At 48.3% G+C, this 15,545-nt stretch carries 12 protein-coding genes and 1 tRNA gene; all 13 read right to left on the bottom strand.

Translation table 11 applies throughout. The features are described 5' to 3' along the window. Nucleotides 1-87: 87 nt before the first annotated feature. Nucleotides 88-2,166, bottom strand: coding sequence for an elongation factor G (gene fusA / locus RDU59_12485; protein ID MDQ7839296.1), 2,079 nt, complete (start codon nucleotides 2,164-2,166; stop codon nucleotides 88-90). A 75-nt stretch (nucleotides 2,167-2,241) separates the two neighbouring features. After that, nucleotides 2,242-2,712 carry a 30S ribosomal protein S7 gene (rpsG, locus tag RDU59_12480; protein MDQ7839295.1) on the bottom strand — a complete coding sequence of 157 codons (471 nt, stop codon included), beginning with the start codon at nucleotides 2,710-2,712 and terminating at the stop codon, nucleotides 2,242-2,244. A 29-nt stretch (nucleotides 2,713-2,741) separates the two neighbouring features. Then, nucleotides 2,742-3,113, bottom strand: a complete 372-nt coding sequence (rpsL, locus tag RDU59_12475) for a 30S ribosomal protein S12 (GenBank protein ID MDQ7839294.1) — start codon at nucleotides 3,111-3,113, stop codon at nucleotides 2,742-2,744. Between the two features lie 145 nt (nucleotides 3,114-3,258). Next, nucleotides 3,259-7,323, bottom strand: a complete 4,065-nt coding sequence (gene rpoC, locus RDU59_12470; GenBank protein ID MDQ7839293.1) for a DNA-directed RNA polymerase subunit beta' — start codon at nucleotides 7,321-7,323, stop codon at nucleotides 3,259-3,261. A gap of 135 nt (nucleotides 7,324-7,458) precedes the next feature. Continuing rightward, on the bottom strand, nucleotides 7,459-11,562 hold the full coding sequence (gene rpoB, locus RDU59_12465; protein MDQ7839292.1) for a DNA-directed RNA polymerase subunit beta: 4,104 nt from the start codon (nucleotides 11,560-11,562) through the stop codon (nucleotides 7,459-7,461). A gap of 204 nt (nucleotides 11,563-11,766) precedes the next feature. Beyond that, on the bottom strand, nucleotides 11,767-12,150 hold the full coding sequence (gene rplL, locus RDU59_12460; protein MDQ7839291.1) for a 50S ribosomal protein L7/L12: 384 nt from the start codon (nucleotides 12,148-12,150) through the stop codon (nucleotides 11,767-11,769). Between the two features lie 58 nt (nucleotides 12,151-12,208). Then, the gene (rplJ, locus tag RDU59_12455) at nucleotides 12,209-12,736 is read right to left on the bottom strand and encodes a 50S ribosomal protein L10 (GenBank protein MDQ7839290.1); all 528 of its coding nucleotides are present in this window, start codon (nucleotides 12,734-12,736) and stop codon (nucleotides 12,209-12,211) included. A gap of 235 nt (nucleotides 12,737-12,971) precedes the next feature. Then, a complete protein-coding gene (rplA, locus tag RDU59_12450) occupies nucleotides 12,972-13,670 on the bottom strand; it encodes a 50S ribosomal protein L1 (protein MDQ7839289.1) in 699 nt (232 codons plus the stop codon). Between the two features lie 192 nt (nucleotides 13,671-13,862). Continuing rightward, nucleotides 13,863-14,285, bottom strand: a complete 423-nt coding sequence (gene rplK, locus RDU59_12445) for a 50S ribosomal protein L11 (protein ID MDQ7839288.1) — start codon at nucleotides 14,283-14,285, stop codon at nucleotides 13,863-13,865. A 19-nt stretch (nucleotides 14,286-14,304) separates the two neighbouring features. Then, complete coding sequence (nusG, locus tag RDU59_12440) at nucleotides 14,305-14,835, bottom strand: transcription termination/antitermination protein NusG (GenBank protein ID MDQ7839287.1); 531 nt, start codon at nucleotides 14,833-14,835, stop codon at nucleotides 14,305-14,307. A gap of 41 nt (nucleotides 14,836-14,876) precedes the next feature. Next, entirely contained in the window at nucleotides 14,877-15,197 is a 321-nt protein-coding gene (gene secE / locus RDU59_12435; GenBank protein MDQ7839286.1) for a preprotein translocase subunit SecE, read from the bottom strand. Between the two features lie 28 nt (nucleotides 15,198-15,225). Beyond that, nucleotides 15,226-15,302: transfer RNA gene (locus RDU59_12430), tRNA-Trp, on the bottom strand. Nucleotides 15,303-15,314: 12 nt separating this feature from the next. Continuing rightward, complete coding sequence (rpmG, locus tag RDU59_12425) at nucleotides 15,315-15,464, bottom strand: 50S ribosomal protein L33 (protein MDQ7839285.1); 150 nt, start codon at nucleotides 15,462-15,464, stop codon at nucleotides 15,315-15,317. Nucleotides 15,465-15,545: the final 81 nt, after the last annotated feature.

Genomic DNA, 15,545 nt, shown 5'->3' with positions numbered 1-15,545 from the left:
GGCTTCTTACGCTCAAATTTCTTCTTCCCCATCTCAAAATCCTCCTTAAATTTAACGCCAGGTAAAAATTATCCCCCGTAATCAACCCTACATCGCAGATGCCTTTCGCATAATCTCTTCGCCCACGGAAACGGGGACCGGCTCATAGTGTGAAAATTGCATGGTAAACGTAGCCCGGCCCTGGGTTTTTGAACGCAGATCCGTGGCATAACCAAACATTTGCTCCAGCGGAACCCTGGCCGAGGCGATCTGGATGCTCGGTCTGGCCTCCAGACCGACTAATTTACCCCTTCTTCCGTTAATGTCGCCGATTACTTCACCAATAAATTCCTCCGGGGTAACCACATCCAAAGACATAATAGGTTCCAGCAATACCGGATCCGCCTTTCTGGCGGCCTCCTTGAAACCCATGGAAGCAGCGATGCTAAAAGCCATTTCTGAAGAATCAACCTCATGATACGAACCATCTATCAGGGTTACTCTAATGTCGGTCATCGGGTAACCGGCCGATACACCGACCTCTGCCGCCCCCCTTATTCCCTTTTCCACGGCCGATATATACTCCCTGGGCACCACGCCACCCTTAATGGCATCTACAAATTCAATACCCTTACCCGGCTCAAGCGGCTCTATATCCAACCAGACATGGCCATATTGTCCACGTCCGCCGCTCTGTCTGACAAATTTTCCTTCGGCCCGGGTCTTTCTTTTAATAGTCTCTTTATAGGCTACGTGAGGCTGCCCCACACTGGCATCAACCTTGAATTCTCTGACTAAGCGATCAACAATAATTTCCAGATGCAACTCGCCCATCCCGGAGATGATAGTCTGCCCGGTCTCCTCATCCGTTCGAACCTTAAAAGAAGGGTCTTCCATGGCGATCTTCGCTAATGATATGCCCAACTTGTCCTGATCCGCTTTAGACTTTGGTTCAATGGCCACAGATATCACCGGTAGAGGGATATCCATGGCCTCCAACTGTATTGGCGACCCTTCGTCAGAAAGGCTGTCTCCGGTAGAAACATCCCGCAAGCCAACAACAGCCGCTATATCCCCGGCAAAAACTTCCTTAATTTCTTCCCTCTTATTGGCGTGCATCTTGACCAGCCGGCCGACTCTTTCTTTTTTCCTCTTCGTAGCATTGTACACACTACTGCCAGAGGTCAGTGAACCGGAATATACGCGCAGGAAGGTCAGGTTGCCAATAAAGGGATCGGTCATAATCTTGAAGGCCAGCGCGGCAAAAGGCGCGTCATCTGTTGCCGGCCGCTCTTCTTCTGCGCCTTTATCATTCAAGCCCTTGACCGGCAGGATATCCGATGGGGCCGGCAGGTAATCAACAATGGCATCCAAAAGCAACTGGACACCCTTATTCTTGAAGGCAGAACCGCATAGTACCGGCACAGCCCTCAAGGATAGGGTTGCCTTACGCAGGGCAAGGCGAATATCTTCCGGGGAGATATCCTCTCCGCCCAAATATTTCTCCATAAGCCCATCATCTACATCCGCCAATCCCTCTAATAACTGTTCCCTATAGGCCGAAGCCTCTTCTTCCAGCCCCGGCGGGATATCTTCTACGTGATATTTCGCCCCCAGCGTCGAGTCATCCCATATCACCGCCTTCATCCCCAGAAGATCGATGACCCCCCTAAAGCCCTCCTCCGACCCAAGAGGGATCTGAACAGCCACAGGATTGGCGCCGAGTCGATTTTTCATCATGCCCAGGCAGTGTTTAAAATCCGCACCCGAACGGTCCATCTTATTGATAAAGGCAATGCGCGGCACCTTATAGCGATCAGCCTGACGCCACACCGTCTCCGATTGCGGCTCGACGCCGCCCACCGCACAAAAAACAGCTACCGCCCCATCCAATACCCGCAGCGATCGCTCCACCTCTACCGTAAAGTCAACATGGCCGGGGGTATCAATAAGGTTTATGCGATTCCCCCCCCACAAACAGGTTGTTGCTGCCGAGGTAATGGTGATGCCACGCTCCTGCTCCTGTTCCATCCAGTCCATAACCGCAGTGCCGTCATGCACCTCTCCGATCTTATAAGACACGCCTGTATAATAAAGGATGCGTTCTGTCGTAGTAGTCTTACCGGCATCAATGTGCGCCATGATGCCGATATTACGTGTCTTTTCTAATGAAACAAGGCGTGGCAATTTTTCCCCTCTTCTAAATCTATTCTCTTTGATCTATTATCAAAGAACCCGGAAATTATTCCGTCTTAACTCTGATTACCAACGATAATGGGCAAAGGCCTTATTGGCTTCAGCCATCTTGTGTGTATCTTCTTTTTTCTTTATCGATGACCCGCGATTATTATAGGCGTCGACTAATTCTGCCGCCAGTTTTTCCTCCATGGATTTCTCCGCCCGTGAATTTGCATAGCTAATTATCCAGCGGATAGCCAGGGCCACCCTTCTATTCGGCCGCACCTCTACAGGAACCTGGTACGTAGCGCCGCCCACCCGGCGAGACTTAACCTCAATTACCGGTTTTACATGCTCCAGAGCAGCATTAAACACCTCTTCCGGATTCTTACCCACCCGATCACGTATAATATCCATAGCCCGATAGAGTATATGCTGGGCAACGTTCTTTTTACCACGTAGCATAATCCGGTTAACAAATTTTGCTATCAATCCACTATTATATTTTGGATCCGGATTAATCTCCCGCTTTATAACTACTTTCCTTCTGGGCATACCTACCTCTTATCTGTTATTTCACCCGATTACTTGGGCCGCTTAGCGCCATACTTGGAGCGCCCTTTTTTCCTATCCTGCACACCTAGCGTATCTAACGCACCCCGGACGATATGATAACGCACGCCCGGCAGATCCTTAACGCGTCCTCCGCGTATCAGCACCACAGAATGTTCCTGTAAATTATGTCCTACCCCGGGAATATAGGAAGTCGCTTCTATTCCATTTGTTAAACGCACCCTGGCCACTTTGCGCAAGGCAGAATTCGGTTTTTTAGGCGTCGTAGTATAGACACGCACACATACCCCCCTCTTCTGCGGGCACTCTTTTAACGCAGGGGCAGAACTCTTCCTCTTAACCTTTTTCCGGCCACTGCGAACTAGTTGATTAACTGTAGGCATCAGATTCTCCAACCCATGATTTTTTCGTAGCGCTTACGAATCCAAAAAACGTTCTTTTACCCCATTTACCGGCCTTCTGTCAAGACTTTTTTGCCCAAAGATAAAAACTACCGGGCTTATTTACTATCGTTTTCCCCCGCCGGTTTTAATCCCCTTTCCGGGCCTCGGCATAGTAAACTATACCTGTTCCGGCCGGGATAAGGCGACCCATGATGACATTTTCTTTTAGCCCGCGGAGGTAATCCACCTTGCCCGCTATGGCTGCGTCCGTAAGAACCTTGGTAGTCTCCTGGAAGGAGGCCGCAGATATAAAACTTTCCGTGCTCAAGGAAGCCTTTGTAATACCCAGAAGTAACGGTTCCGCCACTGCCGGCTGGCCGCCCCGGGCCAAAATCTTTTCGTTTTCTTCCTCAAACAGGTATCGTTCCACCTGCTCGCCCAGCATAAAACTGCTGTCCCCTACCTCTTTGATCTTTACACGACGCAGCATCTGTCGCACGATGGCTTCAATATGCTTGTCATTGATCTTAACGCCCTGTAACCGGTAAACCTCCTGCACCTCATTGACCAGGTAGCGAGCCAGCTCTTTAATCCCAAGGACACGAAGGATATCGTGAGGATTAGCCGAACCATCCATAAGAGCCTCCCCGGCCCGGATAAAATCCCCTTCATGGACACTGATGTGCTTGCCTTTGGCAACAAGATATTCCTTAGACTCTCCAACGTCAGGTTTTACTACAACCCTTCGCTTACCTTTTACGTCCTTGCCGAAGCTGACCACACCGTCAATCTCGCTGATCACCGCAAACTCTTTTGGTTTTCGCACCTCAAAGAGTTCCGCTACCCGAGGCAAGCCGCCGGTGATATCTTTAGTTTTTGTTGTTTCCCGGGGGATACGCGCAATGACCTCTCCCGCATTGACCATGTTGCCTTCCGCCACCATAACGATGGCGCCGATAGGCATAAGATAGCGGGCCTCAGACGTAGAACCGGGGATCTTGAGGGTCTTGCCGCTCTCATCCTTTATGGAAACGCGCGGCCGAACGCTGGAATCCTTACATTCAACAACAACCCTGCTGGCCTTACCGGTGACGGGGTCCAGCTTCTCCTGCATGGTGACGCCTTCTACGATATCGCCAAATTTGACCCGGCCGGAAACATCGGTCAAAATCGGGATGGTATAAGGATCCCAATTCGCCAGGAGATCATTGGCGTTGACCGGTTGTCCGTCCTCGGCGTAGATCTGCGCCCCGTAGGTCACCGGATAACGCTCACGTTCCCGTCCATCCTCAGTTACAACAGCTATTTCACCATTACGATTCATAGCGACCAGGCCACCCGCTACATTACGAACCGTGTGCAGGTTAATAAACTTTATCCGCCCTTCGTTCCGGGCATGGATTTCGGCTTGCTCCACCCTTCTGCTGGCCGTACCGCCGATATGGAAGGTACGCATGGTAAGCTGCGTTCCTGGTTCACCAATAGACTGTGCCGCAATAATACCGATGGACTCTCCGATGTTGACCATCTTTCCACGCGCCAGATCACGGCCGTAACACTTGATACAAACCCCGTGTTTAGAACGGCAGGTAAGCACAGAGCGGATTTTCACCCGCTCAATACCGGCATCCTCTATCTTCTGAACGTGGGACTCTGTAATCTCCTCATTGGCATTTACCAGAATTTCACCGGTCAACGGGTCATTAATATCCTCGAGGACCACACGGCCGAGAATACGATCGCCAACGCGCTGAATAATCTCGCCCCCCTCGATTAACGGCTCCATAGTGATACCATCGATAGTGCCGCAATCCTCCTCCGTAATCGTACAGTCCTGGGCTACATCGACCAGCCGCCGGGTCAAGTAACCGGAATTAGCCGTCTTCAAGGCGGTATCGGCCAGACCTTTACGTGCACCGTGTGTCGATACAAAATATTGTAGCACAGTAAGACCTTCCCTGAAATTTGCCGTGATCGGGGTCTCGATTATTTCACCGGAAGGCTTGGCCATAAGACCCCTCATACCCGCCAACTGCCGGATCTGATCTTTGCTCCCCCGAGCGCCGGAATCAGCCATCATGTATATGGGATTAAAACTAGGCGTCTCTATGGTGCGACCGTCTTTGCCCTTTATGCGCTGTACGGCTATGCCCCGCATCATCTCCGCAGCTACATCATCCGTGGCCTTAGCCCAGATATCAATTACCTTATTATATTTTTCTCCGTCGGTGATTAAACCATCAGTATATTGTTTCTCTACCGCATGCACTTCACTTTGGGCCTTATTTAAGATTCCCGCCTTCTTGGCCGGGATAACCATGTCCGCGATAGAAATGGAAATACCCGCCTTGGTAGCATATTTGTACCCCATATCTTTTAAGCGGTCAGCTAACAGGACCGTCTTTTTAATGCCCGCCCCCCGGTAGCACTTATCAATCAATTGGGCGAGTTCCTTTTTCTTCATGGGGCGATTAATAACATCAAACGGGATTTCTTCCGGTAAGATATCCCCAAGTAATATCCGCCCCGTCGTCGTATCTACTAACTTACCATTTAAGCGCACTTTAATCTGGGCTTGAAGATCGACCGCACCGGCATCATAGGCCATCTGAACTTCTTCCGGCCCTGCAAACGCCTTACCTTCGCCCTTAGCCAGCGCCCGGCTACGCGTCATGTAATATATCCCCAACACCACATCCTGCGTAGGAATAATAATCGGCTCGCCATGCGCCGGCGAAAGAATATTATTGGTGGACATCATCAGAACCCGGGCCTCTATTTGAGCCTCAATAGACACGGGGACATGAACAGCCATCTGATCACCGTCGAAGTCTGCATTAAAAGCCATACAGACCAAGGGATGAAGTTGAATGGCCTTACCTTCTACCAGAACCGGCTCAAAGGCCTGTATACCCAGACGATGAAGCGTAGGCGCCCGGTTCAGGAGGACCGGATATTCCCTCACCACTTCGTCCAGTGCGTCCCATACCTCCGGAACTTCCTTCTCCACCATTTTCTTGGCGCTTTTAATCGTCGTTACATAACCTTTCTGCTCCAATCGATTGTAAATAAAGGGTTTAAAAAGTTCCAAGGCCATCTTTTTAGGCAAACCGCACTGATGCAATCGGAGATCAGGGCCGACCACGATAACCGAACGCCCGGAATAGTCCACTCGTTTGCCCAGCAGATTTTGCCGGAATCGGCCCTGCTTGCCTTTCAACATGTCACTTAACGACTTAAGTGGCCTCTTGTTCGGGCCGGTCACCACTTTGCCCCGCCGCCCGTTATCAAACAGGACATCAACTGCTTCCTGGAGCATTCTTTTCTCATTGCGGATTATGATATCGGGGGCATCCAGTTCCTTTAATCGTTTTAAACGATTATTGCGGTTAATTACCCGTCGGTAAAGATCGTTTAAATCCGAAGTGGCAAACCGGCCGCCATCCAGGGGCACCAACGGTCTTAAATCCGGCGGTAAAACCGGCACCACATCCAGGATCATCCACTCCGGACGGTTGCCTGAATCCTTGAAGGCCTCCACAACCCGTAGCCGCTTGCTCAGCTTTTTCCGCTTGGCTTCTGAACTGGTCTTCTGGAGTTCCTCACGCAAGCTCACTGACAGGGCGTTTATATCCAGATTGGAAAGCATATACTTAATAACTTCCGCCCCGATACCTGCCTTAACTTGCGTTCCAAACTCTTCTTTAACCTGTCTGTACCGGTCTTCTGAAAGCAAGGTCCCTACCGGCAAGGCATCTATGGAAGACTCGGTTACCACATAGGATTCAAAATAAAGAACTTTCTCCAGTTCTTTAAGTGTAAAATCGAGGAGGTTACCCACCTTACTGGGCAGGCTCTTTAAAAACCATATATGCGCTACCGGCGCAGCCAGTTCAATGTGACCCATCCGTTCCCGTCTTACTTTTGACTGTATAACTTCCACACCGCATTTCTCACATACCACTCCACGATGCTTCATCCGTTTATATTTGCCGCAGTTACACTCATAATCTTTAGCCGGGCCGAAAATCTTGGCACAAAACAAACCGTCGCGCTCCGGTTTAAATGTACGATAATTTATCGTCTCCGGTTTTTTGATTTCACCATGCGACCACTCTCGAACCTTATCCGGCGAGGCTAAAGAAATTCGCACGAAGTCAATGTTTGAAGGATCTTTTGATCTGGCAAAATAACTATATAGATCGTCCATCTCTACTCCTTATTTCTTACTTTCTTAGTTAGTTCCCATCTGGAAACCCCAAGGAGCGGTCAGCCATCAGCTATCAGCGTTCAGCTTAACATATTGTTTATTTTAGCTTGTTGCTGACGGCTGAGAGCTGATCGCCTACTCTTTTTCTATTAATTCTACATCTAAACTTAAACCCTGGAGTTCTTTTACCAGGACATTAAATGACTCGGGCAGACCTGCTTCCAGGGTATTGTTACCCTTAACTATCTTCTCATACATTCTCGTCCGTCCGGACACATCATCCGACTTGACCGTAAGGAACTCTTGTAAGGAATAAGCAGCGCCATAGGCCTCCATGGCCCAGACTTCCATTTCACCAAGCCGCTGGCCGCCGAATTGGGCCTTGCCGCCCAAGGGCTGTTGAGTAACCAGGGAATATGGGCCTGTACAACGGGCGTGTATCTTGTCATCAACCAGATGATGTAATTTCAGCATATACATAATGCCAACGGTCACCTTCTGGTCAAATGTCTCTCCCGTTCGACCGTCACAAAGGGTGGCCTGGCCCGATTCCGAAACACCGGCCTCGGCTAATAATCCCCTTATGTCCGATTCCTCCGCTCCGTCGAAAACCGGCGTAGCCATATGCACACCGTTCCTATAATCCTCAGCAAACTTTAATAATTCTTCATCGGTCATGTTCCCGAAAAGTTTTTTATATTGTTCGGAAGAGAATATAGCCTTTAGTTTTTTACGCAGGGCCGCTACCTGGCAATTATCAATCAAGTTTCCTATCTGCTCTCCCAGCCCTTTTGCTGCCCATCCGAGATGGGTTTCTAAAACCTGGCCTACGTTCATACGTGAGGGAACGCCAAGCGGATTTAAAACAATATCCATAGGTGTTCCATCTTCAAAATAGGGCATATTCTCTACCGGCATTATTCTTGAGACCACACCCTTATTGCCATGGCGGCCGGCCATCTTATCGCCGACGGAAAGTTTTCGTTTGGTGGCCACATAGACCTTGACCATTTTTATCACGCCGGGAGGCAGCTCATCACCCTTTTTAAAGCGGTTAATCCTGTCATCAAAAACCATCTTGATAAGGGCTGCCTGTTCCTCATGATTATCTAGAATCTTTTCTATTTCCGGCTCGATCTTGGTCTTCTCAGGGAAAGTTATGTCACGAATTTTGTGTAAGGGTATCCTGGCCAGGGCACCCGCAGTAACTTCTTCACCCTTACGAACAGCGATCTTGCCTTTTGCATCTTTTAATGAAACGGCTACTTTTTTGCCCACCATAAGCTTTTCCAGCCGGCGTCTGGTGTTCTTTTCCACAATAGCCAGTTCGTCAGCTTCATCCCTTCGAAGACGGGTAACTTCTTCGTCTTCGATAAACCTGGCCCGTTCATCTTTATCTACACCGCGCCTGGAAAAGACTTTAGCATCAATAATAATGCCTTCGATACCCGGAGGTACACGTAGTGATGTATCCTTTACATCTCCCGCTTTTTCACCAAAAATAGCCCGCAAGAGTTTCTCTTCCGGCGAAAGTTGCGTCTCACCCTTAGGCGTCACCTTACCAACCAGAATATCGCCCGCTTTCACCTCGGCCCCAACCCGAACGATACCGCTTTCATCTAAATCCTTAAGGGCCTCCTCGCCTACGTTAGGAATATCACGGGTAATCTCCTCTTTCCCCAATTTTGTGTCCCGGGCTACCGTCTCAAACTGTTCGATATGAATAGACGTAAAAACATCGTCCATTACTAATCGTTCGCTGACCAGTATAGAATCCTCAAAGTTGCATCCACCCCAGGGCATAAAGGCTACCATTATGTTCTTACCCAATGCCAGTTCGCCTTTTTCCGTAGCCGGGCCATCCGCAATTATCTGACCGGGGCGTACAAAATCTCCTTTGTGCACAATCGGTTTTTGATTTATGCAGGTGCTCTGATTTGACTTCTGGAACTTGATAAGTCTGTAAATCTCCACTCCCGCTGATCGTCTTGGATGCTCTTCATCTTCATAACGTACTACAATACGATTGGCATCCACTTCTTCCACGTAACCATGGCCCCTGGCCACTACCGTAGCTCCGGAATCCCGGGCCACAACACCTTCGAGACCGGTGCCAATCACCGGAGCGCCTGCCTTCAAAAGAGGCACCGCCTGCCTCTGCATGTTTGACCCCATCAATGCCCTGTTGGCGTCGTCATTCTCCAAAAAGGGGATTAGAGAAGCGGCGACACTTACTAACTGATTAGGCGAAACGTCCATAAAGGTTACTTCTTCCGGACGTACCATAACGAACTCGCCATCGCGGCGGGCAGAGACAATATCACGCAAAAAATTACCTTTTGCATCTATAGGCGCATTAGCCTGAGCGATAGCATGATCCTGCTCATCCAGGGCGGAAAGATAACGAACTTTCTTAGTAACGACCCCATTCATTACTTCACGATAAGGCGTCTCGATAAATCCATAATGGTTTACCTTGGCATAGGTACTGAGAGAAACAATAAGGCCGATATTCGGCCCTTCCGGGGTCTCGACCGGGCATATCCGCCCATAATGGGTCGGGTGCACGTCCCTTACCTCAAACCCGGCGCGCTCACGAGAAAGACCGCCCGGGCCAAGGGCGCTTAGTCTTCTTTCATGAGTTATCTCAGAAAGCGGATTGTTTTGATCCATAAACTGTGAAAGCTGACTGGTGCCAAAAAATTCCTTGACGGCAGAAGAAACCGGCTTGGGATTAATGAGATCATGCGGCATTGCGGCTTCAATCTCTTGAAGGCTCATACGCTCCTTGATGGCCCTTTCCATACGCACTAAACCGATGCGATATTGATTTTCAATCAGCTCACCCACCGCCCGAACACGGCGATTTCCAAGATGGTCGATATCATCCACCGGGCCCTGGGTATCCTTAAGTTTAATAAGATAGCGCACGGCCTCCAGAATATCTTCCTTCCTCAGGGTTCGGTCCGTAACAGAACTATCCATCTTAAGCCGGAGATTCAATTTATAGCGTCCTACATCGGAAAGGTCATAAGTTTCCGGGCTGAAAAAGAGAGAATTAAAAAAGGTATTGGCTATCTCCGGAGTGGGTATGCTGCTGGGCCGGAGTCGGCGATAGATGTCCATTATGGCTTCTTCCGGGGTGTTAACCCTGTCCAAGAGCATGGTATCGCGCAGGGAAGGGCCGACCTTCACTCCATCTATATACAGAGTTTCAAACGCCGGGATATTTTTCTCTTTGATTAACTGGAACTTATCCTCGGTAATTTCTTCATTACATGAGATCAGAACCTCTCCGGTGGCCGGGTCAATTAGATCGCGGGCCATGATTGACCCCTTGATATCTTCAAAGTCAAGAGGGATAGTCTCTATTTTGGCATCTTCTATCTTATTGGCCGCCATCCTTGTAATCTTACGGTTCTTCTTAACGATTACCTCCTTGGTCTCTGGATCAACAATGTCTCGTACCGCCTTTTTCCCAATAAACAATTCCGGGACAAAACGTTTTTTAATACCACCTTGGTCAATAAAAATGGTCTCCGCCTGGTAAAAATACTCCAGTAATTGCTCTGTTGAATAGCCAAGCGCCTTGAGCAAGGCAGTAACCGGGAACTTCCTGCGGCGGTCGATACGCACATAGAGAATATCCTTGTGATCGAATTCGAAATCGGCCCAGGAACCACGAATCGGAATTATTCTTGCCGAATAAAGAACCTTCCCGCTCGAATGTGTCTTCCCTTGGTCGTGGTCAAAAAAGATACCCGGCGAGCGTTGTAACTGACTGACGATAACCCTTTCCGTACCATTGATTATGAAGGTCCCGCGGGCGGTCATAAGGGGAATGGTGCCGAAATAAATCTCCTGCTCCTTTATATCCCTTATGCTCTGCGTACCGATATCCTTATCTACATCATAAGAAACAAGCCTTACTGTTATCTTTAAAGGCGCTTCATAGGTCATATCCCTTTGCAGGCATTCTTCAACACTATACTTGGGTTCTCCAAATGCATACTGGACAAATTCCAGTGAAGAAGTGCCGCTAAAATCCTTTATAGGAAATACACTCTTGAAAACTCCCTGCAGTCCTACGTCTTCTCTTTTTTCGGGAGGCACATCCTTTTGCAGAAAACGCTCATACGACCTGCGTTGCATCTCCATAAGATCAGGTATATCAATAACCCTGCCTATGCGACCAAAATCCTTTCTTATTCTCTGCATAGCTGAAAAAGATTGTCCCATCTTCCCTCTCTCTTCCTGGTTCATTCGAAATTAGCCCTACAGTTTACCCCCTGCAAGGAACCGAATAAACACAGGCTTAGTATATTGATCCTTAAAAGCAAGCCGCTAACCAATAGATTAAGCAAGGATGCCCCTTGAGCTCAAGGGGCATCCTACTCTACCTAATAAATGACTTTATCCGGCAATTTTTCTATTAAATTGCATTTATTTGATCTCTGCAGTACCTCCGGCCTCTTCTAACTGCTTTTTAATCTTTTCAGCCTCTTCCTTAGGTATGCTCTCTTTAACGGGCTTAGGCGCACCTTCTACCAGGTCCTTCGCCTCTTTAAGTCCAAGGCCGGTAATAGCACGTACTTCCTTGATTACCTGGATTTTCTTGTCTCCGGAACCAGTCAGGATAACGTCGAACTCCGTCTTTTCTTCTGCCGGCGCAGCCGCTGCTCCACCGGCTGCGGGTGCGGCTACAGCCACAGGAGCGGCTGCGGTAACCCCGAACTTATCTTCCAACTCTTTAACCAATTCGGAAAGCTCGAGTACCGTCATGTTAGATATGAACGTAATAACATCTTCTTTATTAATATTAGCCATTTCCCTTACATCCTCCCTAAACAATTATATAAGATATTAATAAATACCCGGCCCATCCTTATGAAGATGAGGCCGTTTTTTGATCCTGGATAGCCTTTAGTGTGTATAAAAACTTCCGGATAATACCACTGAAAACCTGCACCAACCCGGTAGGAGGCGATACCAATACTGATAATAACTTACCCAGGAGCACCTCACGGCCCGGCAGGGTTGCTAACGATTTGACATCACCCTCGCTGATGAATTTGCCCTGCAATACCCCGCCTCTGATCTCCAGGTTTGGGTTGTTCTTGGCAAACTCAGTCAGAACCTTAGCCATGGTGACCGGATCATCATACCCGATGGCTAAGGCGCATGGCCCGGTCAGATAGTCGCGCAAGACCGCCGCATCTGTCCCTTCTGCGGCCAGCTTGGTAAGGTTATTCTTTACGACCTTATATTCAGCCCGGGAATTGCGCAATTGTAACCTGAGCGCGTTCAGCGCCTCTACCTTAAGACCGCGATAGTCTACAAGCACTGTCGCCCGAGACTGTTCCAGCTTGGCATGCAGGTCCTTTACTGCTTCTTCTTTTTCAGCGCGCTTCAATATTCACTCTCCTTTCCTTATGACAGTTAATTCTGTCAAAGCCAGAGGCACGAAACAAGTTGTCTCGGTAGGTTGAATCGCTCAATTAAACACGTACCGTAAACGTGTGCCTACTGTCTTTGACCACTTACTTTTATATTGCAATTTTTGACGGCTTCCGCAAGGATGACAGAAGGTAGCCTTTTCAGACCTTTTACAACCTCATCAATTTTTAATCATCAGCGCATTTCAGGGCCTACTTGACCAAGGCCTTAATCTGGAGCGGGTCGATATTGACCCCCGGGCCCATAGTTGTAGAAATGCCTATGCTCTGCACATAAGTCCCCTTACTACTGGCAGGCTTTAACCGTAATATAACCTCAAAAAAAGCGGCGACGTTCTGCAATATCTTCTCTACCCCGAAAGAAACCTTGCCTACCGGAGCATGCACTATACCTGCCTTTTCTACTCTAAATTCTACCTTGCCGGCCTTTATTTCACGAATTGCCCTGGCCACATCAAATGTAACCGTACCTACCTTGGCATTTGGCATCAGACCTCTGGGACCTAAAATCTTACCAATCTTGCCTACTACCCCCATCATATCCGGCGTAGCCACTGCCTTATCAAACTCCAGCCATCCTTGTTTGATTTTCTCGATGAGGTCATCGTCTCCGATATAATCTGCGCCGGCTTCTTTGGCCTCCAGCGCCTTGTCTCCCTTGGCAAAAACCAGCACGCGCGCGGTCTTGCCTGTCCCATGAGGCAAAACCACGGCTCCTCTGACCATCTGTTCCGCATGCCTGGGATCAACGCCGAGGCGAATGGCAATATCCACAGACTCGTCGAACTTGGCGCAACTGTTTTTTACAGCTAATTCAACAGCCTCTTCAAAGGCGTACTTCTTACTCACGTCCAACTCTTCTTTTATCTTTCTGAGCTTTTTCCCGGCCATTCTCTTTCTCCAAATTAATTTAATATAATTAACTGGTTTTCATCCGGAAACCCAAAAATTCCGGATGTGCTCTCAGCATTCAGCTTTCAGCGTTCAGCTTAATGTCTTGTTTGTCTTAGGTTTTTGCTGATAGCTAATCGCTGATCGCTGAAAGCGTGAAGCCGGAAACGTTAGTTTCCGGATGAACACTAACTATACAACTTCAATACCCATACTCCTGGCTGTACCCTCAATGGTATTTACGGCGCCCGCCAGATCAACCGCATTAAGATCCGGCATCTTAAGTTTGGCAATCTCCTCAATCTGACTATGGGATACCTTGCCTACCTTTTCTTTATTCGGTTGGCTTGAACCCTTGGCTATCTGCGCCGCTTTCTTTAGAAGAACCGCTGCAGGCGGAGTCTTGGTGATAAAACTAAAGGACCGGTCGGCATAGACCGTTATAACTACAGGGATAATCATCCCTTCCTGTCCCTGGGTTTTTGCATTAAACGCCTTGCAAAATTCCATGATATTAACACCGTGCTGTCCTAAAGCCGGGCCGATAGGGGGCGAAGGGTTAGCCTGCCCGGCCGGCACCTGAAGCTTTATATTTGCAATAACTTTTTTGGCCATCTGCCTTACTCCTTAATTCTCAAATTTTAGAGACCTGGACAAAATCCAGCTCAACCGGGGTCGCCCGTCCAAATATACTGACCAGGACTCGAATCTTACCCTTTTCCGGTTTAACCTCATCCACTACACCATTGAAGTTGGTAAAAGGACCATCAATGACCCGAACCTCATCACCTTTTTCAAAAAGGTACTTGGGCTTCGGTTTTAAAGCCCCCTCCTTCATCTGGTTAACAATTTTTCCTGCCTCTTCATCTGAAAGCGGTGTTGGTCTCTCTGTTCCACCGACAAACCCTGTAATCTTTGGAGTATTTTTAACGGTATGCCACGTCTCATCGGTTAGTTCCATACACACCAGTATGTATCCCGGGAAAAATTTGCGCAAGGAGGTCTTTCGTTCTCCCTTAACCATTTCTACAACCTTTTCTGTTGGGAGAAGAACCTCAGAAAAGAGATCTTCCTGGTGTAAAGACTTAATGCGCTCCTCCAAAGCCGCCTTAGCTTTTTGTTCATATCCCGAATAAGTATGTACTATATACCACTTATGTGCCATATCCTCCCCAATTACCACACCATATAAAAACGTCCTTATTTTTACTTAATAAAAATCTTTATCAATTTAGCCAGGGCCATATCAATAAGGCCGAGAAAGAGGGCGATTATAAGCACGAGTACGATAACCACAAATGTCGTACCCATAGCCTCCTTCCGTGACGGCCAGGCCACTTTTTTAAATTCAACCCTTACTTCGCGTAAAAACTGTCCGGCCTTCTCTATAAACCCTACCTTATCTTTTACGGTATCCAGGATACTGACCTTGGTCTCCTGATTTGCTTTTTCACTCTGGTTTTCACCCTTAACAAGAGCTTTCCGGGTCACTTTATTTTTTTTCTTTTCCTCGGCCGTTATTTTCATTCTATCCCCAAAATATAGCGCAGTAAAATGGCAGGCCAGGAGGGATTCGAACCCCCATCACCCGGATTTGGAGTCCGGTGCTCTAGCCGTTAGAGCTACTGGCCTGCAGGGATTTCACTACTTGGTTTCTTTATGAATAGTATGCAACCGGCAAAAACGGCAATATTTTTTAAACTCCAGTTTTTCTGTCGTCTTGCGTTTGTTTTTAGTGGTCGTATAATTTCTCTGTTTACAAGTAGTGCATGCCAAAGTCACAATATCTCGCATAGGACCTATCCCTTATTTTTATCTCGTTTATTCCATTATTTCGCTGATGACGCCTGCCCCAACGGTGCGTCCACCCTCTCG

Source organism: Thermodesulfobacteriota bacterium (assembly GCA_031082315.1).
GTDB lineage: Bacteria > Desulfobacterota > QYQD01 > QYQD01 > QYQD01 > QYQD01.
Note: the sequence above shows the minus strand (reverse complement) of the source record. Positions and strands in the feature narration are given on the sequence as shown.

Coding starts and splice junctions, on each gene's coding strand:
- rpsG (MDQ7839295.1), bottom strand. CDS start 2,712: ATGCCCAGAAGGAAAGTAGTTATAAAGCGGGAGATTAATCCGGATCCA.
- rpsL (MDQ7839294.1), bottom strand. CDS start 3,113: ATGCCTACAGTTAATCAACTAGTTCGCAGTGGCCGGAAAAAGGTTAAG.
- rpoC (MDQ7839293.1), bottom strand. CDS start 7,323: ATGGACGATCTATATAGTTATTTTGCCAGATCAAAAGATCCTTCAAAC.
- rpoB (MDQ7839292.1), bottom strand. CDS start 11,562: ATGGGACAATCTTTTTCAGCTATGCAGAGAATAAGAAAGGATTTTGGT.
- rplL (MDQ7839291.1), bottom strand. CDS start 12,150: ATGGCTAATATTAATAAAGAAGATGTTATTACGTTCATATCTAACATG.
- rplA (MDQ7839289.1), bottom strand. CDS start 13,670: ATGGCCGGGAAAAAGCTCAGAAAGATAAAAGAAGAGTTGGACGTGAGT.
- rplK (MDQ7839288.1), bottom strand. CDS start 14,285: ATGGCCAAAAAAGTTATTGCAAATATAAAGCTTCAGGTGCCGGCCGGG.
- nusG (MDQ7839287.1), bottom strand. CDS start 14,835: ATGGCACATAAGTGGTATATAGTACATACTTATTCGGGATATGAACAA.
- secE (MDQ7839286.1), bottom strand. CDS start 15,197: ATGAAAATAACGGCCGAGGAAAAGAAAAAAAATAAAGTGACCCGGAAA.
- rpmG (MDQ7839285.1), bottom strand. CDS start 15,464: ATGCGAGATATTGTGACTTTGGCATGCACTACTTGTAAACAGAGAAAT.